The organism is Streptomyces sp. NBC_01477, assembly GCF_036227245.1.
Taxonomy (GTDB): domain Bacteria; phylum Actinomycetota; class Actinomycetes; order Streptomycetales; family Streptomycetaceae; genus Actinacidiphila.
The window spans coordinates 5,190,080-5,208,517 of sequence record NZ_CP109445.1 but is presented as its reverse complement, the minus strand read 5'-3'; the positions used below and the strand labels follow the sequence as shown (position 1 = coordinate 5,208,517).

At 72.5% G+C, this 18,438-nt stretch carries 24 protein-coding genes; all 24 read left to right on the top strand.

Annotated elements, in window-relative coordinates; all coding sequences use genetic code 11:
* Positions 1 to 80: 80 nt before the first annotated feature.
* Positions 81 to 2,918: a DUF927 domain-containing protein gene (locus OHA86_RS22130; protein WP_329177851.1), complete on the top strand. Its 2,838-nt coding sequence runs from the start codon at positions 81 to 83 to the stop codon at positions 2,916 to 2,918.
* 333 nt (positions 2,919 to 3,251) lie between these two features.
* Positions 3,252 to 4,862: a DEAD/DEAH box helicase gene (locus tag OHA86_RS22125; RefSeq protein WP_329177850.1), complete on the top strand. Its 1,611-nt coding sequence runs from the start codon at positions 3,252 to 3,254 to the stop codon at positions 4,860 to 4,862.
* A complete protein-coding gene (locus tag OHA86_RS22120) occupies positions 4,859 to 5,065 on the top strand; it encodes a hypothetical protein (protein WP_329177849.1) in 207 nt (68 codons plus the stop codon). Before OHA86_RS22125 ends, OHA86_RS22120 begins: the two co-directional genes overlap by 4 nt.
* 61 nt (positions 5,066 to 5,126) lie before the next feature.
* Positions 5,127 to 5,285 (top strand): hypothetical protein, encoded by a 159-nt coding sequence (locus OHA86_RS22115; protein ID WP_329177848.1) that lies wholly within the window; start codon positions 5,127 to 5,129, stop codon positions 5,283 to 5,285.
* A gap of 20 nt (positions 5,286 to 5,305) precedes the next feature.
* Positions 5,306 to 5,629 (top strand): hypothetical protein, encoded by a 324-nt coding sequence (locus tag OHA86_RS22110; protein ID WP_329177847.1) that lies wholly within the window; start codon positions 5,306 to 5,308, stop codon positions 5,627 to 5,629.
* A 356-nt stretch (positions 5,630 to 5,985) separates the two neighbouring features.
* On the top strand, positions 5,986 to 6,369 hold the full coding sequence (locus OHA86_RS22105; RefSeq protein WP_329182500.1) for a hypothetical protein: 384 nt from the start codon (positions 5,986 to 5,988) through the stop codon (positions 6,367 to 6,369).
* Positions 6,366 to 6,518 carry a hypothetical protein gene (locus OHA86_RS22100; RefSeq protein WP_329177846.1) on the top strand — a complete coding sequence of 51 codons (153 nt, stop codon included), beginning with the start codon at positions 6,366 to 6,368 and terminating at the stop codon, positions 6,516 to 6,518. Before OHA86_RS22105 ends, OHA86_RS22100 begins: the two co-directional genes overlap by 4 nt.
* A gap of 15 nt (positions 6,519 to 6,533) precedes the next feature.
* Positions 6,534 to 7,208, top strand: coding sequence for a hypothetical protein (locus OHA86_RS22095; RefSeq protein ID WP_329177844.1), 675 nt, complete (start codon positions 6,534 to 6,536; stop codon positions 7,206 to 7,208).
* 404 nt (positions 7,209 to 7,612) lie between these two features.
* Entirely contained in the window at positions 7,613 to 8,116 is a 504-nt protein-coding gene (locus tag OHA86_RS22090) for a hypothetical protein (RefSeq protein WP_329177843.1), read from the top strand.
* Positions 8,113 to 9,174, top strand: coding sequence for a hypothetical protein (locus OHA86_RS22085; protein ID WP_329177842.1), 1,062 nt, complete (start codon positions 8,113 to 8,115; stop codon positions 9,172 to 9,174). The genes OHA86_RS22090 and OHA86_RS22085 overlap by 4 nt, the downstream gene beginning before the upstream one ends.
* Positions 9,175 to 9,327: 153 nt before the next feature.
* Positions 9,328 to 9,486: a hypothetical protein gene (locus OHA86_RS22080; RefSeq protein WP_329177841.1), complete on the top strand. Its 159-nt coding sequence runs from the start codon at positions 9,328 to 9,330 to the stop codon at positions 9,484 to 9,486.
* Between the two features lie 13 nt (positions 9,487 to 9,499).
* Positions 9,500 to 10,057 carry a hypothetical protein gene (locus OHA86_RS22075; protein ID WP_329177839.1) on the top strand — a complete coding sequence of 186 codons (558 nt, stop codon included), beginning with the start codon at positions 9,500 to 9,502 and terminating at the stop codon, positions 10,055 to 10,057.
* Positions 10,054 to 10,638, top strand: coding sequence for a hypothetical protein (locus OHA86_RS22070; RefSeq protein WP_329177837.1), 585 nt, complete (start codon positions 10,054 to 10,056; stop codon positions 10,636 to 10,638). Before OHA86_RS22075 ends, OHA86_RS22070 begins: the two co-directional genes overlap by 4 nt.
* Positions 10,635 to 11,420: a hypothetical protein gene (locus OHA86_RS22065; protein ID WP_329177836.1), complete on the top strand. Its 786-nt coding sequence runs from the start codon at positions 10,635 to 10,637 to the stop codon at positions 11,418 to 11,420. The genes OHA86_RS22070 and OHA86_RS22065 overlap by 4 nt, the downstream gene beginning before the upstream one ends.
* Positions 11,417 to 11,551 (top strand): hypothetical protein, encoded by a 135-nt coding sequence (locus OHA86_RS22060; protein ID WP_329177834.1) that lies wholly within the window; start codon positions 11,417 to 11,419, stop codon positions 11,549 to 11,551. Before OHA86_RS22065 ends, OHA86_RS22060 begins: the two co-directional genes overlap by 4 nt.
* Before the next feature lie 40 nt (positions 11,552 to 11,591).
* The gene (locus OHA86_RS22055; RefSeq protein ID WP_329177833.1) at positions 11,592 to 11,816 is read left to right on the top strand and encodes a hypothetical protein; all 225 of its coding nucleotides are present in this window, start codon (positions 11,592 to 11,594) and stop codon (positions 11,814 to 11,816) included.
* 55 nt (positions 11,817 to 11,871) lie between these two features.
* Complete coding sequence (locus OHA86_RS22050; protein WP_329177831.1) at positions 11,872 to 12,057, top strand: helix-turn-helix domain-containing protein; 186 nt, start codon at positions 11,872 to 11,874, stop codon at positions 12,055 to 12,057.
* Positions 12,058 to 12,354: 297 nt separating this feature from the next.
* On the top strand, positions 12,355 to 12,816 hold the full coding sequence (locus tag OHA86_RS22045; protein ID WP_329177829.1) for a hypothetical protein: 462 nt from the start codon (positions 12,355 to 12,357) through the stop codon (positions 12,814 to 12,816).
* 52 nt (positions 12,817 to 12,868) lie between these two features.
* Positions 12,869 to 13,261: a holin gene (locus tag OHA86_RS22040; RefSeq protein ID WP_329177827.1), complete on the top strand. Its 393-nt coding sequence runs from the start codon at positions 12,869 to 12,871 to the stop codon at positions 13,259 to 13,261.
* Complete coding sequence (locus OHA86_RS22035) at positions 13,258 to 13,527, top strand: hypothetical protein (RefSeq protein ID WP_329177826.1); 270 nt, start codon at positions 13,258 to 13,260, stop codon at positions 13,525 to 13,527. The genes OHA86_RS22040 and OHA86_RS22035 overlap by 4 nt, the downstream gene beginning before the upstream one ends.
* Positions 13,528 to 13,696: 169 nt before the next feature.
* The gene (locus OHA86_RS22030; protein WP_329177825.1) at positions 13,697 to 14,287 is read left to right on the top strand and encodes a hypothetical protein; all 591 of its coding nucleotides are present in this window, start codon (positions 13,697 to 13,699) and stop codon (positions 14,285 to 14,287) included.
* A gap of 4 nt (positions 14,288 to 14,291) precedes the next feature.
* Positions 14,292 to 15,944: a terminase gene (locus tag OHA86_RS22025; RefSeq protein WP_329177823.1), complete on the top strand. Its 1,653-nt coding sequence runs from the start codon at positions 14,292 to 14,294 to the stop codon at positions 15,942 to 15,944.
* Positions 15,944 to 17,386, top strand: a complete 1,443-nt coding sequence (locus OHA86_RS22020; protein WP_329177821.1) for a phage portal protein — start codon at positions 15,944 to 15,946, stop codon at positions 17,384 to 17,386. Before OHA86_RS22025 ends, OHA86_RS22020 begins: the two co-directional genes overlap by 1 nt.
* Positions 17,383 to 18,432 carry a hypothetical protein gene (locus tag OHA86_RS22015; protein WP_329177819.1) on the top strand — a complete coding sequence of 350 codons (1,050 nt, stop codon included), beginning with the start codon at positions 17,383 to 17,385 and terminating at the stop codon, positions 18,430 to 18,432. The genes OHA86_RS22020 and OHA86_RS22015 overlap by 4 nt, the downstream gene beginning before the upstream one ends.
* The last annotated feature ends 6 nt before the right edge of the window (positions 18,433 to 18,438 follow it).

Below are 18,438 nucleotides of genomic sequence, written 5' to 3'. Positions count from 1 at the left end.
GGGCCTGCGAGCCCGGCGCTACTTCCCCAGCGCCGGGCCCGCCTTCACGGACCACCACCAGCACAACCCCAAGGACTTCCGTGAACACTGACGCGCCCCTACGGGCTGCCGCCGCGGAGCTGCACGAGGCGGGCTTCTGCGTCCTCCCGATCAAGGCGGACGGCAGCAAGGCCCCCGCCGTGTCGTGGATGCAATACAAGATGACCCGCACCACCCCTGAGCAGCACGACACGTGGTTCGTCGGCGACCGGCCGCGCGGTATCGCGGTCGTCTACGGCGCCGTCTCCGGCGGAGTCGAGCTGATCGAGTTCGAGGGTCTGGCGATCCGCGAGGGGCTGCTCACCGAGGTCACCGAGATCATGGAGGGCTCCGGGCTCGGCGAGCTCTGGGCCGCGATCACCACCGGGTGGGTCACCGAGTCCCCCAGCGGCGGCCGGCACTACCGCGTGCGCCTCGATGACGGTGCGGCCATCCCCCCGAACCGCAAGCTCGCGTCACGCCTGGCGACGGAGGACGAATACACCGCGGACGAGCGGCAGCGGCTCGCCGAGCACCCCAACGCGAAGATCGTGCGCGTCCTCATCGAGACCCGGGGCGAGGGCGGCTACGGCCTCGTGGAGCCGTCCAGCGGCGCCGTGCACCCCTCCGGCAAGCCATACGTCCGGCTGGCCGGAGGCCCGGCGACCGTTCCCACCATTCACCCAGATGTCCTGGACGCCATCCACAGCGTCTGCCGCATGGTCTGCAAGCTACCCGTCCCCGAGACCGCGAAGACCGCGCCCCGCCCAGCCGCGCCGCGCCCGGACGGCAGCCTCCGGCCCGGTGACGACTTCGAGGCCCGGGCGACCTGGGACGAGATCCTGCGCGGCATCTTCCGCCCGACGACGACCCGCGGCAGCACGACGTACTGGGGGTGGGCGGACGGCATCGGCGGGGTGAAGGCCACGACCGGCCGTGACGAGCACGACCGGTTGTTCGTCTTCGCCACCGGCTCCGAGTTCGCGCCGGAGGTGCCCTACTCGAAGTTCGGCGCCTACGCCCTTTTGCAGCACGGAGGCGACCACAAGGCCGCCGCCCGCGCCCTGGCGCACGCCGGGTACGGCAGCCGCCACCTGTCCTCGGTCGGCGCGCCCTCGCGCCCCGCCCCGGCCGCACCCGGCGCCGCCCCCAGCTCGTCCCCGGACTCAGCGGACGCCCGCCCCGATGAGCCGGACGACGACAAGGGCTTCGGCTACGACACCACGTTTGGCCTGCCCCGCTCCGCCCGGACCCCGTTCGGGTACCGCGTCACCGGCCGCGGCGTCGAGGTGCTGAGCACGAACGCCGAGAGCTGGAACCGGGTGACCTTCGCGCCCCTCGCCGTGACCGCGACTTTCGAGGATCCCGAGGGTGACCAGTACGTCGAGCTGTCCTGGATCGACCGCAGCCTCGGCCGGCCGCGCCGCATCTCGCGCATCGTCAGCCGCGAGACGGCCAAACGTGGCCGGAAGCTGATCGAGACCCTGGGCGCGGCTGGGCTCCCAGCTGTCGAGGGCGATGCTCGGGCCGTCGAGAAGTGGCTGGCCGAGTTCGAGGCCGAGAACGTAGACCGCATCCCGTCCGAGCAGCTGGCCCGGTGGCTGGGCTGGCAGGACGACGGCACGTTCGTGTCGTCCCCTGATGACGGCATCAAGGTCGACGTGCCGTTCGAAGAACAGCGGGGGCCCGCCCGCGCGCACACCGCGAAGGGGACCCTGGACGCCTGGAAGGCGACCATCGGGCAGCTGGCCGGGTTCCCGGTGCCGCGGGTCGCTGTGGCCGCTGCGCTCGCCGCGCCGCTGCTGCGCCCGCTCGGCCTCAACTCGTTCACGCTGGACATCTCCAGTCGCTCGACCAAAGGCAAGACGACCGCGCTCCAGTGCGCGCTCAGCGTGTGGGCGGACCCGTCCGAGCATGCCTCGGCGATGTCCAACTGGAGGACGACGCTCTACGCAATCGAGAAGCGGCTGAACCTGGTCCGGGGCATCGTCACGGTCTTCGACGAGACGATGGCCGTCACGGACGACAGCCTCATCGATGAGGTGCTGTACCAGCTGACGATGAACCACGGCAAAGCCCGGTCGGGCGGAGCCTTCGGCAACATGCTGCCCTGGGAGACCATCCTTCTGTCGTCCGGCGAGCGGCCAGCGCTGTCCTTCACGACCAGCCAGGGAGCGGGCGCCCGCATCCTCGGCACCACCATCGCCCCCTTCGGCGACGGCGGCGGCAGCGCGGCGGCTGCGGCCCGTGAGGGCGTGCTGGCCAGCTACGGGCACGCGGGACCCGAGTTCGTTCGGTACATCCTCAGTGGCCTCGCCCAGCCGAAGGGCCAGGACGCGCTCAAGCAGCGCCACCGCCAGCTCGTCGAGGAGTTCCGCGGCGACAGCGACATGACCAGCCGGCGGGCGCCGATGGTCGCCGCCCTGGCGCTCGCTGAGACCCTGGCGTGCGGTATCGGACTGCTGCCCTACGAGTCCCTGTCCTACGACGTGTGGCGCGGCCTATTCACCGCCCACAACCCCACTGACAACCGGCCTGAGATGGCGCTGGACGTTCTGCGCGAGTATGTCGCGGGCCACGCGCACGAGCTGTACTCCAACGCCAGCCGGTTCATGGACGAGCAGCGCCCGCCCTACGCCGGGTGGCTCGGAGTCCTGTCGAGCGACCAGGGCGTCATGAAGGTGGCCCTGCTGCCCGAGCGCGTGCGCCGGATCCTCGCGGACGCCGGGTACTCCCTTGACGCGGTAGTCGGCAGCTGGGTCGACTCCGGGTACCTGGAGACGCTCAAGAGCCAGCGGCCCGCGCATTTGGTTCCTCGCCGCTTCGACGGCGCCCGCGCGAAGTGCCTCGCCTTCACCACGTCGGGCATCGGCTTCGGGGATCAGGACAACGTCGCATGAGGGCCGCCACCGTGGTGGTACGCAGCCGGTGCGTACCACCCGGCGCCCCCCATAACAGCAGCTCAGCGACACTCTGCCCGTCTCCGTACGGCCGGTACGCACCCGGCTGGAAATGGCACACCTCGGGGGTGCGGGCGCGCGCGTGCGCCCGCACCTGCGGGCGCGCACACGCACACATCGACGCCTGTCTGTTTCTGCGTACCTGCGTACCACTCTCCATAGAGAGAGACATAAGAGCAGCTCAGAGGCCATTTCAGCCCGGTACGCAGCCGGTACGCAGCCGGTACGCAGTGCGTACCGCTCCCCTCTCCACCGACCAAGCGAGGTGACTCCGTGACCGACACCCCCTTCACCCCACGGCCGTACCAAGCCGCCGCCGTACAGGCGGTGCGCGACGGATGGACCGCCGAGAAGAACCGATTGGCCGTCGTCCTGCCCACCGGCGCCGGAAAGACCGTCGTCTTCGCCAACCTGATCGCCGCACACGACGAGGACGAGGCGCTGCCCGGCCGCGTCCTCGTCATCGCCCACCGAGAGGAACTGATCCAGCAAGCCGCCGAGAAGATCCGCGCTGTCGTTCCTGGCCGAACCGTCGGCATCGTCAAGGCCGAGCGCGACGAGCACTACGCCGACGTGATCGTGGCCAGCATTCAGACCCTGGCCTCCGAGCGGCGCCGGCGCCGCATCGACAACATCGGCATGGTCATCGTGGACGAGTGCCACCACGCCGCCGCCCAGACCTACCGCGACGTCCTGGAGCACTTCGGCGCCTGGCGGGGGGTGCCGACCGCCGGGTTCACCGCGACCCTGGCCCGCGGCGACGGCGGCCTCGGCGACGTCTGGAGCGAAGTCGTCTACCAGCTCGACATCCTCGACCTGATCGAAGCCGGGCACCTGGTCGACGTCCGCGGGAAGCGCGTCGTCGTTCAGGGCCTCGACCTCGACCGTGTGAAGACCAGCGCCGGCGACCTCGTCGGCGGGCAGCTCGGCCAGGCCCTGGAGGACTCCAACGCCGCGGCCGTGGTCGCCCAGGCGTACCGCGAGCACGCCGCCGACCGGCCTGGCGTCATCTTCACGCCCACCGTTAGCAGCGCCCAGGTGATGGCCGAGGTGATGACCGAGGCCGGCATCCCGACCGGTGTGGTGTGGGGCGAGATGCCCCGCGAGGACCGCCGCGCCACGCTCGCGCGGTACGCCGCCGGCCACCTCCAGGCCGTCGCCAACTGCATGGTGCTCACCGAGGGCTTCGACGCGCCGCACACCAGCTGCGCCGTGATCGCCCGCCCGACCAAGTCGCCCGGGTTGTACGTGCAGATGGCCGGCCGGGCGCTCCGGCTCAGCCCCGAGACCGGCAAGCGCGACGCGCTGATCCTCGACGTGGTCGGCGCGAGCACCCGACACAAGCTCGCCAGCCTGGTCGACCTGTCCAGCGAGGCCGTCTCGGAGGTGCGCGAGGGCCAATCGCTGCGCGCCGCCGCCGAAATGGCCCGCGCCGTCACCCCGACGGTGCTGCCCGTGCTGCGCGTCGAGGACATCGACGTCTTCGGCGGCTCCCGGGTCCGCTGGCTGCGCACCTACAAGGGCACCTGGTTCATCCCGGCCGGCGAGCTGCTGCTGTACCTGATCCCCGACCACGCCGCGAGCGGCTACCGGCTGCGGAAGTGGTCGGACGGCCGCCACCTCACGCCGTCGCGCGACATCGCGTTCGACCTGGCGGACGCCATGCACTGGATGGAGGAGCACGCCCGGCGCGTCGTCAGCTCGGCGCTGCTCGCGCGCGCGGCCAGCTGGCGGTCCGGCCGGCCGACCGAACGTCAGCTCAAGTTCTGCCGGTTCCACCGCATCCCGGTCCCGCCCGGCTCGACGGCCGGCGACGTCTCCGACCTCCAGGACGTCCACCGCGCATCCGCCCGGCTCGACACGACCCTGGTCGGTGCGGCATGAGCCAGGAGATCGCCGCCGAGCTGCGCATCACCGCCGAAGAGGAGACCCCGGACGGCCGGTGGATCTATTCGCCGTCCGCCCGCTACGACTGCCACCGCTGCGGCGTCACCGAAGGGCCGGTCTTCGAGCCCAGGGCTATCACCGCCTTCGCCGAGCACGTACGCGGAATCCACGCGGGCCGCTGCCGCCCCAAGACCAGCTAACAGCCGGGCCTGTTGCTACCAGGCCCGGCCGCACTCCCATCCCATCACGAAGGAGAAGCCGATGCTCACCATCCCCACCGACCTCGACCGCTGGCACCCGAACGCCGTGACTGCGTGGCTGCGGGACGTTGAGGACGACGAGAACGTGACCGATGCCGAGTTCGACCAGGCGCAGGCCGCTGTCGACGCCGCGCTGCTCGGCACCACCGCCCAGGCGTAGCCACCGTGCCGCCCCTGCCCATGGCCGACGACACGGCTGACTGGGTCTACGACACCGTGCTCGGCCCGGCGATCGGCTTCACGACCGCGCGCACCGCCGGAAGCAACTGCGCCTGCCAGGGCGGACCCCAGTGGTGCTCACTCTGCTCAGCGGGCGCTCACGAGGGCTGCTTCGACCTCAGCCGCAGAGAGGGAGAACTGTTCGGACGGGGGCCTGGTCGGCCCGCGCTCGAGCACCTGTGGCTCGCCGACCGCCTATGCCGCCGGCCATGCGCCTGCCCGCTGTGCCACCAACCGCCGGAACCCGCGGCCCTGTTCGACCTCGCCGAGGTGACCCGCCCGTGATCACCACCGTGGCCGCCGTCCTCGCCTGCTGGACGGCGGCCACCATCCCCGCCGGCTGCCTACTCGGCCGCCGACTCCGACACCTGCACCCGGAGGACCACATGCCCGACCAGTCCGTCCCGCGCCCCGCCGGCCTCGACGCCCTGCCCGACGACGGGGCCGCGGCCACCGCCGAGGCCGCCGCACTGCTGGCCCCGCTCGCGGCCAAGGCCCGTGCGCACCAGGCCCAGCACGACGCCCAGGTGCGCGCCGCCGTCACCCACCAGGCCGTCGCCACGATCCGCACCGACGCCGCCCTCCGCGCTACCGAAGGCGAAGCCGACCTCGCCGCGTACGGACGGGAACTCGCCGACCTCATCGCAACCGAGGCCCCCCACGCCAACGAGCAATTGGCCTCCGTTCCCACCGAGCCGAAGATCGTGGTCCTCTGCGGCAGCACCCGCTTCATGGACGACATGACCGAGATGGACTGCGCCCTCACCTGGGGCGGCCACATCGTCATCAAGCCCGGGTGCAACATGAAGACCCCGCACCGCTTCTGGACCGATCCGGCCGACGCCGAAGCGGGCAAGGCCCGGCTCGACGAGCTGCACCGCGCGAAGATCCGGCTCGCTGACGAAGTCGTGGTCATCGGCGACTACGCCGGCGACAGCACTCGTGCCGAGATCGCCTACGCCCGGTCGATCGGCAAGCCGGTGCGCTTCACCGACCTGACCCTGGCGGCCAAGCTCCGGCCGTGAATAGGCGCCGCTACCGGCGGCGGACCTGCTGCGGGGGCAAGAAACGCCACCGCAACCAGGCCGCCGCCGAGGGTGCCGCCCCCCTCGACATCTACCGGTGCCGGCACTGCGGCCACCTGCACGTCGGCCACCACCACAAGACCCGCTGAACCACCAGGAGAACCGTGTCCTGCGAGATTTGCGAGCGCCCCGCTGGCACCGCCTACCTGTGTGCCCGGTGCGAGGCCGACCTCGCCGAGCGCCTGGGCCAGTTGCCCGCGCTGTACGTCAGCCTGGGCGCGATGCTGGCGCCGGGGCGGTCGGCGGACAGCGGCGGCCGTGCACCGGCCGCCGTCGAGGTGCCGCTGCCCGTCCGGACCGACGTAGTCGACGTGCGGGGCGGATTCGGCATCCTCCCGATGTGGGCTCGGGCGCTCGCCGACGACCGGCGCCTGCCCGAGCTGACCTCGCCGCGCAAGCGCATCGCCGCGCCAGACGACCTCGGCCACCGGGTGACCGCGGCCTGCACCGCCCTGGTCGCGGCCAGGGGCTGGATCGCCGCCAGCTGGCCGGCGGCGGGCGACTGCGCGCGCGAGGTGCGCGACCTGTACGACGGTGCGCGGTCCGTGGTGGGCGCCGCGGACCTGCCCGCGCGGATGGGCCGCTGCCCGCAGCTGGTGCACGGCGCGGCGTGCGGGGCCGAGCTGCTGCTGCCCGCCGGGCAGCAGGTGGTCGTCTGCCGGTTCTGCCAGAGCCGGTTCCCGCCCGGGGTGTGGGCGGCCCTTCGCGTCGCGCAGGCCCGGGTGTTCAGCGGGGCGGCTGCTCCGGGCGGGCCGGCAGCACGTCTGTCTCATGCGTGAGCCACCGCAGGAAGGCGATCAAATGCGCCTGCATGTCCGACCCGACCTCGGCGACGGCCGCCTGAGACCGCGCGTACAGCTCGGGCTCGGGCCGGAACGTCTTCGCCGGGTGCTTGTGGACTGAGGGCATACCGGAATCTTCGCACGGTGTATTGCCACCCGTCTACGGGTGTGCGTAGAGTGGTGGCTAGCCACCTTGACTAGCTGAAATGACTGAAACTGAAAGCGGCCCGCAGCCGGTGCTACCAACACCGACCGGGGCCTGACCGACCACCTGACATCACCAGGAGACCGGCTGTGAACGATCTTCCCATGCCCGCGTACCCGCCCGACTACGAGGACGACGTCTGCGGGATCTGCAACAACTGGACGTGCACCTGCGGTAGCGGTACCGGCGGTGCCCGATGACCGAGCGCCCCGAGCCGACCGACACCGCCGCGAAGGACAGCCCCCGGGCCGCGTCCACGTTGACCAGCGACGTCCTCGACTTCCTCACCGCGGTACGCGACGCCCTCGACGTGCCCCGCCCCGCCCGCTGCGCCGACTTCGCCGAGCTGGTGCAGCGCCGGCACCGCCGCGAGGAACTGATCGCCGACCGCGCCACCACGGTCCGCATCGCCGCGAACGTGGCCCTCGGTCTCAGTCCCAGGAACTTGCAGGCCCACCTCGTCGCCCTCACCCAGACCATCCGCGACAGCACCGCCGCCTTCCCCGTCGACTACGAGGTGCAGCAGGACCCGGGCCTGGCGTGCGCGGTCTGCCGAAAGCTCTTCGACCCGGCCGACACCCGGTTCGACGGCCACGCCCGCCAGGGCGACACCCCGTTCTGCCGGTCCTGCACCGGCCGGTGCCACGACACCGAGATTGCCGACCACCGCTGCCCCATCTGCGCCGGCGGTGCCCGATGACCGCCACCCCCGCGGGTAGCCCGCTCAGCACCTCCCAGGCCGTCGTCCTCGGCATCGCCGCCCTCGGCATCCTCGTTATCGGCGGTGCCGGCGCCTACGGCACCTTCACCAACCTCCTCGGCGCCTTCCACCGCACCGGCACCGCCCTGGGCGCCGTGGCCGGCGGCGAGGGGGCGACCCTGATCCTCGCCCTGGTCTACGTGGGCCTGGTGATGCTCGGCCAGACCGCCCCGACCGCCGTACGCCTCGGCCTGTGGGCGCTGCCCGCCATCGCGGCCGGGACCGGGGCCGCCGTCGCCCACGGCATCCCCCAGACCATCGTCTACACGGTCTCGCCCCTCGCCATGACCACCGCAGCCGAGGGCGCCGGGCTGCTGGCCCGCCGCATCGTCGTACGTACGACCGGTGTGGATGCGGAGGCGCGGCGCCGTACCGCGACGGTCGTCCGGCGGCTGGCCTACGAGCAGGCCCGCGCCCAGCGGCACCCCGACCAGGCCGTCCGCGACCGTGCCGAGCGGCGTGCCTGGCGCCTGGCCCGCCAGGTCGGCGACGGCGACACCGGCCTCGGCGAGCAGCTCGCCGACGTCCAGCGCACCCGCCTCACCGAGGGCGCCGACGCGGCCCTCGCCTCGATGTTCGCGCCTGCCGTCACACCCGCGCCCACGACCGTCACACCCGACCGTGACGCCGTGACGGGGGGCGTGACGCCCGCCCTCGACCCGGCACCCGAACCGGCCGTTCAGCAGCCGGTCGAGCCCGAGCCCGTCACACCCGAGCCCGAGACCGTCACGCAGGTCAGCGAGCCGGAGCAGCCCACCGTCACGCTCACCGAAGTCGCCGCCGTCACGGGCGTCACGGTCCCCGTGCCGGGCGAGGCCCTGAGCGACGGTCAGCTCGACGTCGTACTCCGCTGGCTCCGCTACCAAAACGACCCGCCGCTGTCCTACCGCGCGGCGCGCGCGCTCTTCCGAGAGCTGGGCTTCGTCGGCGCCGAGGACCGCGTCCGCCCCGCCTGGTCCGCGCTCGTCGCCGCCGAGACCGAGACCGCGACGCCCTGACGGGCCGCCCCGGTCGCCGCCGCCCCACCCGGTGCGGCGACGGCCGAGGCCGCCCATCGGCCCGCAGACCGGCGAGCCCCGGCGAGCACCACTAGGCGCAGACCCGGAGAGCAGACCCGCGCGCGACCCCCGCCACACCACCCGGAGACCACCGTGCCCAGCGCCGTGCTCCTCGCGCTCTTCCTCACCGCCATGGTCGGCGCAGCCCTCGCGCTGCTCGCCGTCGACCGCCGCGCGCTCACACCCGTGCTCGCCACGGCCGCGCTGGTCGTGGCCCTGGGCGGATACGTGGCGATCCTCTTCGCGCTCTAAGGACCCATTCACCATGCCTGACCCGATCGAGCCCACGGCGGTCATCCCCGCCGGATGGCCGCTGCCCACCCGCACCGGAGGTGGGGGAGGAGTCGTCCCGCCGCCACGGCCGCCGTACGTCCCCCCGGCCCCCTACACCCCGCCGCCCGCGCCCGCGCCGAGGCCCACCCCCGTCGTCGTCACCGTCGACCCGATCCGCATCGACGTCACCATCACCACCGGGCCGCCGCCCGAGCCCGACCCGCCAACCTGGGCCGACCGCTTCCAGGCCCGCCGCAACGCCCTCTGCTGCTTCCTGGCATTCCTGCCCGCCACCGCGTGGGCCGGGGTTCTCCACGAAGCGTGGCAGCAGGCCGGCCTGTCGGCCGCCTGGGTCATGGCCGGCACCGCCACGGGCGCCGCTGCCCTCTTCGACCAGCGCCAGCGGGGACGCGCCCCGTCCACGCCGACCGACCGGGGCCGGGGCAACCTCCTGACCCGCACCGCCCTTTGCGCCGCGCTCCTCGGGCCCGCCCTCGGCCTGCCCATCGTCGGGTCCGCCGCCTTCCTCATTACGGGAGTCACCCCGTGACGAACATGACCAGCAGCGTCCTCACCTCCGCCGGCCTCGCCGTCGGGATCGGCGTCCTCATCGTCGAACACGTCCGCTGGTGGCGCAGCGGCGGCGCCGCGGCGCCGGCCGGGGGAGGGAAGAAGGGCGCACCCGTCGCCGCTGCCGGCAAGTCCCGCGACCCGATGGTCCTCGGGCAGATCTGGGCGGGCATGGCGTTCGGCACGCTGATGGTCGCCTGCCCGGCCGGGATGCTCGGCACCGCCGCCGGGTTCATCCGCTGGGGCGGCAACGGCATCGGCGGCACCCTCATGCACGCCATGACCGGCGCCCAGCCCTCCACGGTCGCGGACGCCGCCGCACCACAGCTCGACGACAAGGGCGCGATCGTCGTGACAGCGCTGGTCGTCGTGCTGTTCCTGCTCCGCAAGACCTACGCCAAGCAGATCCGGGGACGGTTCCTGCGAGGCGTGTTCGTCGGCACCATCGTCGCCATCGGCACCGGGGTCTTCGCGGTGATCGGGCAGACCGTCGTACCCGGTGTCAACGACCTCGGCGCGCAACTTCTCGGCAGCATCGTCCACCACGGGATCAGCGCATGACCGCCCCCACCACCCGCGAATGGCTCCAGGAAGCCGCCCGCCGCATCAGCCGCGGCGTCCCCGTACTGGCCGGCCAGATCGTCCGCCACGGCGCGAAAGCCGCCCGGACCCGCGCCGCCCGGACCCGCACCGGCATCAGGGCCTGGCTGGGGGAGTCCACCAGCCAGGTGGACACCGTCCTGCGGTGGGTGATGCTGGCGGGCGCCGGATGGGCCGCCTGGACCATCGGAAAGATCACCCTCGGGGCGGGCAGCCACGCGGTCACCGGGGCCCGCTGGCTGATGTGGCCGGCCGCCGTGACCCTGACCGTCGCCGCGTACCGCGCCGGCGGGAAGGCGCCCGCCGCCGACGTACAAGAGGAACCCGAAGAGGAGAGCGGCGAGCCGACCTCGCCGACCGAGCCTGAGCCGGACGACGCCGACCGGCTCACCGTAGCCATCCATGACGCCGCCCGCGGCGGCAACGTCCACCTCACCGCCATCGCCGCCAAACTCGCCGCCGACACCGGCCGGCAGTGGGACGTCCTCGCACTCTGCCGCACCCACGGCATCCGCACCCGGCCCGTCCGCGTCCCCGACGCCGACCCCGCCGTCACCACCGGCATCCACCGCATGGACCTGCCCCCACTCCCCCACCCCCTTTCGGCGCCACCTGTTCGTGTTGTTGCCGCAGGTCAAGCCGACAACAACAACACGAACAGGCCCTCGGTCGAGTCCATCGGAGAAGGGGCCGCCGTGATCGTCAAGGCCGGTCCGGCGATCCGGCAGGGGGTGCGCCGATGATCCGCCGCACGCTCGCCATCCTCGGCGTCCTGGGCGCCTTCGACGACCGCCAACTCACCACCGTCTACTGCGCCGCCTGCGCCCAGCACATGCCCATCGGCCACGGCTGCCAGACCGGCAACGGGCGCTGAATCCCTGACAGCGACCGCACAACGGAAGGACCATCAGAGAATGAGCTACAACGTCCTCACCGGAAGCACCCGGCACCGGAGCGCACCGGCATTCCGCAACGGCCTCACCACCAGCCCGGACGGCATCGCCGGCACCCACCTCCGGCACCGGTGGGAGACCCGCAGCGGCGTCCTGCACCTCACCGTCGTCGGCCCCGACCCGGACACCGTCGAGGTCGAGTACCACCGCCTCTGGGCCGAGCACGACGCCGCCAACCGCCCGTAGCCGTCGGCCCGCCGGGCACACCCCGGCGGGCCGACGCTTGATCCACACTGGGGGCATGAGCACGACGCCCACCCTCGTTGACGCCTACGCCGCCTCGGCCGCCACCGGCATCAAGCCCGGCACGATCCGTGTTCTGCTCCACCGCGGCAAGCTGGCCGCGCACGGCCGCGATCACGCCGGCCGCACGCTCGTCGCCCTGGAGGACGTCACCGCCTACGCTCAGCGCCGCGCCGCCGCTTGACGGAGCATCTGACCTGCTGTAACACTGAGGCCACCTCCGGCGTGCCCGGAGAACGACCACCCGCAGGCCCCGTTGACCACCCAGGTCCGGGGCCTGCGGCATGTCCGCCCCGGACCCGTCCCAGCCCACAGAGGCGCCACGGCAGGGGCACACACGAGCAGCTATGCCTCCGGGACGGGCACCGGCCGCCACTCAGGAGAAACCACCCGGGCACTTGGACTTGGCCCCCGGGCATGACTCGATCACAGCACCGTCACATCGCCTTCACCGCGATGCCAGGTACGCCACGCTGGCCCGATGCGTACCCGTATCGCCGCCGCGGCCCTCGCCGCCGCAGCACTCCTGGCCCTGACCGCTTGCTCGTCCAGCACCAACAACGCTGAGCGCGACAAGTCCGCCGCCGACATAGCCGCCGCCGTGCGCAACTTGCAGACCGCGATGCAGGACGAGACCACGGCAGTTAGCGCAAAAGATGCCGACGCCAGGGCCAAGGTCGAGAACGTCCAGCTCGTTGCCCAGGTGGAGCAGGATCGACTTGCGACACTTGCCCAAAGGGCACCCGCCGCGACTCAGGACTTCGCAGATGCCGCCGAGGCATGGTCACGGGCCGTCGAAACGTCTCGGACCGCGATCCTCGAACAGGACGATGAGTCCACAGGCGCAGCCGCGCTCATGAACGTCACCCTGGCGACCAAGACCATGGACGCAGAAGCGGCGAACCTGCACATCAGCCCTTGGCTCAAGCTCGACCAATACTGACCGCCCAGCGCCTCCGCGTGGAAGTGCGGCGCATGCCCCGGAGGTGAAGCCAATGCCCCGCGCTGGCCGCTGGCGGGTCTGCTCCGTACCAGGCTGCCCCGAGTACACCCAGGACAGCCGCTGCACCGACCACACCCGTGCAGCCGACCGCGCCCGCGGCACCGCACGGCAGCGCGGCTACGGACGCGCACACGAGCAGCGGTTCAGGCCCGGCGTGCTGCGGCGCGACCCCATGTGCACGTGCCCCGGTTGCCCGAGCTGCTGCCGCGGGGGCGCCGGCCGGTGCGTCACGGCCAGCGCCCACGCCGACCACTGGCCCCTCGACCGGCGCCAGCTCGTGCTGCAAGGCCTCGACCCCGACGATCCGCAGCACGGCCGCGGACTCTGCGGCCCCTGCCACAGCAGCTGGACCGCGACCGAGCAGCCAGGAGGCTGGAACGCATGAGCACACCTCGACGCTTCTACCTCGACCGCGACACCGACATCAGCGGGGTTTCCGGCACCGGCCACGTCGCCGACGGAGTCCTCTGGCCCGACGGCACGGCGTCTGTGCGCTGGGTCGGCGCGCACCCCAGCATCGTCTTCTGGGATCGCGGTCGAGCGTCCGTCGAACTCATCCACGGCCACGGCGGCGCCACGCGGATCGTGTGGCTGGACCCTGAGGCCAACACGGAGGGTGACCAGGCCCCGGGGGGTGACCCCCTCGGGTGATCATCACCCGGACCGACGGGGAGGGACATAAAGATCCGTACGGGTCTGGGCGGCCCCGGAGCCTGATCCAGCACCCGTCCTAGTCACACACTGTAACTGCGCCCGGCTGCAATGGCCGGGGCGCCCGACGTGCCGCAATGGCACTGTGGGGGTGATCGGCATGCCCGGAATGGGACCTGCCCCGAAACCGAATGCTCGGCGGCGCAACGCCACCGTGCCGATGGTCGAACTGCCCGCTACCGGCTGGGACGGCCCGCTGCCGGCGTGGCCGCTGCTGCCGGACGTCGTCCTGTCGACGCGGCGGGACACCGCGCAGCGCAAGGCCGACGATCTGGAACTGTCGCTCCAGGAGCCAGAGCTGTCCGCCCGCCAACGCGCGGCGCTGACACGGAAGCTCGACGGTGCTCGGGAAGAGGCGACGATCCTGGCCGCGCAGATCACGGCGCAGGAGCGGGTGGAGGCGGAAGTCTGGACCGAGTTGTGGCGGTTGCCGCAGGCCCAGGAGTGGGACCGCCAGCGCTGGGTGCGTGAAGTCGCCCAGTACGTGCGCTGGAAGGCCCGGGCCGAGCAAGGGGATCTGGACGCCGCGCGGGAGGCCCGGCAGCTGGGTGACCGGCTGGGCCTGACGCCGCTGGCCATGCTGCGGCTGCGGTGGCGGGTGGCCGAGGACGAGAGCGCGGAGCGGCCGAGGAAGCGCCGGGCGGCGACGTCCGGCCGGCGCCCCGACGATCCGCGGGCGACGCTGCACGTGGTGGAGTGACGCCGTGGCCGTGCTGATGGTCCCGGCGCCCGATGCGGAGCCGTGGCCGACGCTCGGCCCGCAGGTGTGCGACCTCATCGAGGAGCGCGCAGTGCACGGCCCGGGTGCCCTGCGCGGGAAGCCCTATGTCCTCGACCCGGAGAAGCGCGGGCTCATCTACCGCTGGTACGAGGTGTATCCGCAGGGGCACCCGCGGGCGGGGAAGCGGCGGTTCAAGCGGGTCGGGCTGAGCGTGCGGAAGGGAACCGCGAAGACGGAGCTGGCCGCCGCCGTGGCGTTCGCCGAGCTGCACCCGGACGGGCCGGTGCGCTGCGACGGTTTCGACGCGGACGGTGAGCCGGTCGGGGTGCCGGTCTCCGACCCGTACATCCCGATGGTGGCGTACACCGAGGAGCAGACGGAGGAGCTGGCCTACGCGGCGCTGTACGTGATGGTCACCGAGGGGCCGGACGTGGATGAGTTCGACCCGGGCCTGGACCGCATCATGCGGTGGGGCGGCTCCGGGCGGGCGGTGCCGCTGGCGTCCTCCCCGGACTCGCGCGACGGAGCGCGCACGACGTTCCAGCACTTCGACGAGACGCACCGGTTCACGCTGCCGCGGCACCGCGAGGCGCACCAGACGATGCTCGCGAACATCCCGAAGATCATGCTGTTCGACCCGTGGTCGTTGGAGACTACGACGACGTACACGCCCGGCGAGGACAGCGTCGCGCAGGGCACGCACGAGTTCGCCGAGCTGGTGCACGCGGGCAAGTCCAAGGACCGCACGCTGTTCTTCTTCCACCGTGAGGCGGCGCCGCGGGTGGACGAGGACCTGAACGATGAGGAGCAGATCCGGGCAGCGGTCCGGGAGGCCAGCGGGCCGAGTATCGCGGCGTGGCCGGACTTCGAGGGCCAGGTCGACGCGATCGTGGCCCTGTACAACGCGCCGGACACCGACCGGGCGTACTGGGAGCGGGTGTGGCTGAACCGGCGGGTCCAGGCCGGGCGGCAGGCGTTCGACGCGGTCCGCTGGGCGGAGCTGGCCCGGCCGGACCGGGCGCTGCCGGGGAAGGGCGAGCGGATCACGATCGGCTTCGACGGCGCCCAGTTCCGCGACGCCACCGCGCTGGTCGCCACGCACCTGGCGACCGGGTTCCAGTGGCCGCTGGGCATCTGGGAGTGCCCGCCCGGCGCCAACGACCCCGGCGGCCCCGGGTGGGAGTGCCCCGAGGACGAGGTCGACGCCGCGTTCCTGGCCGCGTTCGACACCTGGGACGTGGTCCGTGCGTACCTGGACCCGCCGTACTGGGAGGGCATGGTCTCCCGCTGGAAGGGCCTGAAAGGCGACCGGCGGGTGACGGAGTGGTGGACGAACCGGCCGAAGGCGATGGCCTACAGCCTGCGGGCATACCAGGGGGCGATGAAGTCCGGGGAGCTGACGCACTCGGGCGACGCGGTGTACGCCCGGCACGTCGCCAACGCCCGCCGGCGGGTGCTCAAGATGCTCGACGAGCACGGTCAGCCGCTGTGGGTGATCGAGAAGGAGCGGCACCAGTCGCCGCTGTCGATGGACGGCGCGATGGCCGGGTGCCTGTCGTGGGAGGCCCGGCGCGACGCGATCGAGGCCGGCCTGAACAAGCCCCGGAGGTCCGGGCGGATGGTGGTGAGACGCTGATGGCACCGCAGACCCCGGACGACTGGGTGACGTACCTGTCCCGCGTACACGAGGCGTCGCGGGCGCGGCTGGAGGAGCTGGACCGCTACTACGAGGGGAAACAGCCTCTGGCATACCTCCATCCGGAGCTGCTGGCGGAGCTGGGCGAGCAGCTGCGGCAGGTGGTCATCAACTGGCCGCGGCTGGTGGTGGACTCGCTGGAGGAGCGCCTCGACGTCGAGGGTTTCCGCTTCGCAGTGCCCGGGTCGACTGCGGACGAGGCGGATGCCGACCAGTCCACCTCGGACGAGCTGTGGAGGGTCTGGCAGGCCAACGGCATGGATGAGGCCAGTCAGCAGGCGCACGTGGACGCGATGGTGATGGGCCGCGCGTTCATGATCGTCGGCAGTCGGGACGGTGACAGGTCGACGCCGCTGATCACTACGGAGTCGCCGCTCCAGGTGCAGGCGGACTGGGACCCGCAGACCCGGCGCGTCCGGGCTGCACTCAAGCGGTGGCACGAGACGGACCCGTTGACGGATGCCGTCCTGGACCGGCACGCCACGCTGTATCTGCCGGACCGCACGGTCTGGTACGACCAGGTGGGCGCGGCTGCCTGGAGGAAGACCGACGAGGACGTGCACAACCTCGGGGTGGTCCCGGTGGTGCCGCTGGCGAATCGGGGGCGCACCCTGGTGCCGCAGGGCCGGACCGAGCTGGCCGACGTGATCCCGCTGTCGGACGCCGCGTGCAAGGTGGCCACGGACATGATGGTGTCCGCGGAGTACCACGCGATGCCGCGGCGGGTGGCGTTCGGGTTCGACGAGGAGGACTTCACCGACGAGCAGGGCAACGCCGTCAGCATGTGGTCCAGACTCGCGGGGCGGATCTGGGCCACTGCGAAGAACCGGAAGAGCGGTGAGGACGGCGACGGCGCCGACGTCATCCAGTTTCCCGAGGCCCAGCTCACGAACTTCCACGAGACGATCAACGCACTGGCCCGGCTGGTCGCGAGTCTGGCGGGCATGCCGCCGCACTTCATGGGCCTGTCGACGGACAACCCGCCGTCGGCCGACGCGATCAAGGCGAGCGAGATTCGGCTCATCAAGCGGGCCGAGCGCCGGCAAAGGGCTTTCGGCGGTGGCCACGAGGCTGCGAACCGGCTGGTGCTGCGGCTGATCAACGGTGTGTGGGACCCGCGGGCACTGTCGCTGGAGACGGTGTGGCGTGACCCCTCGACGCCGACGCAGGCGCAGAAGGCCGACGCCGCGGTCAAGCTGGTGCAGCAGGGGATCATCCCGGTGGAGCAGGCCCGCGAGGACCTGGGGTACACCGCGGTGCAGCGGGAGCGGATGCGGCAGATGGACGAGGAGTCCCTCACCCGCGCCTCTGTCGCCGATCTGCACGCACTCACCACCGCGTTCCCGCCCGCGCCCCCTGCGGTGCAGGAGCAGGCCGCGTGACGGCGGCCCCGCCGATCCCCGAGCAGGGCCATGCCCAGCTCGTCGCCGCCTACGGTGCGGCGCAGCGGCGCGCGGTCCTGGCGGCCGAGCACCAGGCGGCCCGCTGGTGGGCGGCGCTCGATACCGGCGATCTGTCCGGGTCGTGGCTGCGCCGGGTGGGCCCGGCGCTGGTGCGGCTGCTGACCGCCGCGCAGCTGCTCGCCGCAGGCCCGGCGCAGGCTTACGTGGACGGCATGGTCCGCGCCGACGGCCTGGAGCCGCAGTACGACGCTGGGGCGTCCCGGGTCTCGGCGCGGGCTCTGACGGGGGTGGCGGCGGACGGCCGGCCGCTGGACAGCCTGCTGTACACGCCGGTCATCCGCACGAAGACGCTGCTGGGCGGCGGGGTGACGCTGCCGGAGGCGATGCTCGCGGGGCAGATGCAGCTGCGGCGCATCGTCGCCTCGGAGACCGCCGACGCCGGGTCCGGGGCTTTCGGCGTGGCAGTGGCGGCGAACCGCACCGTCACCGGGTACGTCCGCATGGTGCGGGCCGGCGCGTGCTCCCGGTGCGCGATCCTGGCCGGCCGCTGGTACCGCTACGACGCGGACTTCGACCGGCACAAGCGCTGCCAGTGCTACGGCGTCCCCTCGACCTCGGCCCGGCGAGGGCGGACCACGGACCCCATGTCGTTCTTCCACGGCCTGTCCCGGGCGGAGCAGGACCGCCGGTTCACCATCGGCGGGGCGCGGGCCATCCGTGACGGCGCGGACATCTACAGCGTCGTCAACGCGAGCCGGTCGGTGACGACGCTGGACGCCTACGGGCAGCGCGTCGTGGCGACCCTGGAGGGCACCACCAGCCGCGGCAGCTTCTACCGGCAGATGCGGGCCGAGGCCGAGCAGCGCACCGGCCAGCGCTTCGCCCGCGTCGCCGCCGACCTGGAACGCGGACTGCCGCGCTTCCGGCTGCGCACGCCCCGGCTGATGCCGGGCGAGATCTACCGCCTGGCCCAGTCACGCGACGACATCATTCGCCTCCTGCGCCGGTTCGGCTACCTGACCTGACCTGGG

Coding starts and splice junctions, on each gene's coding strand:
- OHA86_RS22120 (WP_329177849.1), top strand. CDS start 4,859: ATGAGCCAGGAGATCGCCGCCGAGCTGCGCATCACCGCCGAAGAGGAG.
- OHA86_RS22115 (WP_329177848.1), top strand. CDS start 5,127: ATGCTCACCATCCCCACCGACCTCGACCGCTGGCACCCGAACGCCGTG.
- OHA86_RS22110 (WP_329177847.1), top strand. CDS start 5,306: ATGGCCGACGACACGGCTGACTGGGTCTACGACACCGTGCTCGGCCCG.
- OHA86_RS22090 (WP_329177843.1), top strand. CDS start 7,613: ATGACCGAGCGCCCCGAGCCGACCGACACCGCCGCGAAGGACAGCCCC.
- OHA86_RS22085 (WP_329177842.1), top strand. CDS start 8,113: ATGACCGCCACCCCCGCGGGTAGCCCGCTCAGCACCTCCCAGGCCGTC.
- OHA86_RS22075 (WP_329177839.1), top strand. CDS start 9,500: ATGCCTGACCCGATCGAGCCCACGGCGGTCATCCCCGCCGGATGGCCG.
- OHA86_RS22065 (WP_329177836.1), top strand. CDS start 10,635: ATGACCGCCCCCACCACCCGCGAATGGCTCCAGGAAGCCGCCCGCCGC.
- OHA86_RS22060 (WP_329177834.1), top strand. CDS start 11,417: ATGATCCGCCGCACGCTCGCCATCCTCGGCGTCCTGGGCGCCTTCGAC.
- OHA86_RS22055 (WP_329177833.1), top strand. CDS start 11,592: ATGAGCTACAACGTCCTCACCGGAAGCACCCGGCACCGGAGCGCACCG.
- OHA86_RS22050 (WP_329177831.1), top strand. CDS start 11,872: ATGAGCACGACGCCCACCCTCGTTGACGCCTACGCCGCCTCGGCCGCC.
- OHA86_RS22045 (WP_329177829.1), top strand. CDS start 12,355: ATGCGTACCCGTATCGCCGCCGCGGCCCTCGCCGCCGCAGCACTCCTG.
- OHA86_RS22040 (WP_329177827.1), top strand. CDS start 12,869: ATGCCCCGCGCTGGCCGCTGGCGGGTCTGCTCCGTACCAGGCTGCCCC.
- OHA86_RS22035 (WP_329177826.1), top strand. CDS start 13,258: ATGAGCACACCTCGACGCTTCTACCTCGACCGCGACACCGACATCAGC.
- OHA86_RS22030 (WP_329177825.1), top strand. CDS start 13,697: ATGGGACCTGCCCCGAAACCGAATGCTCGGCGGCGCAACGCCACCGTG.
- OHA86_RS22020 (WP_329177821.1), top strand. CDS start 15,944: ATGGCACCGCAGACCCCGGACGACTGGGTGACGTACCTGTCCCGCGTA.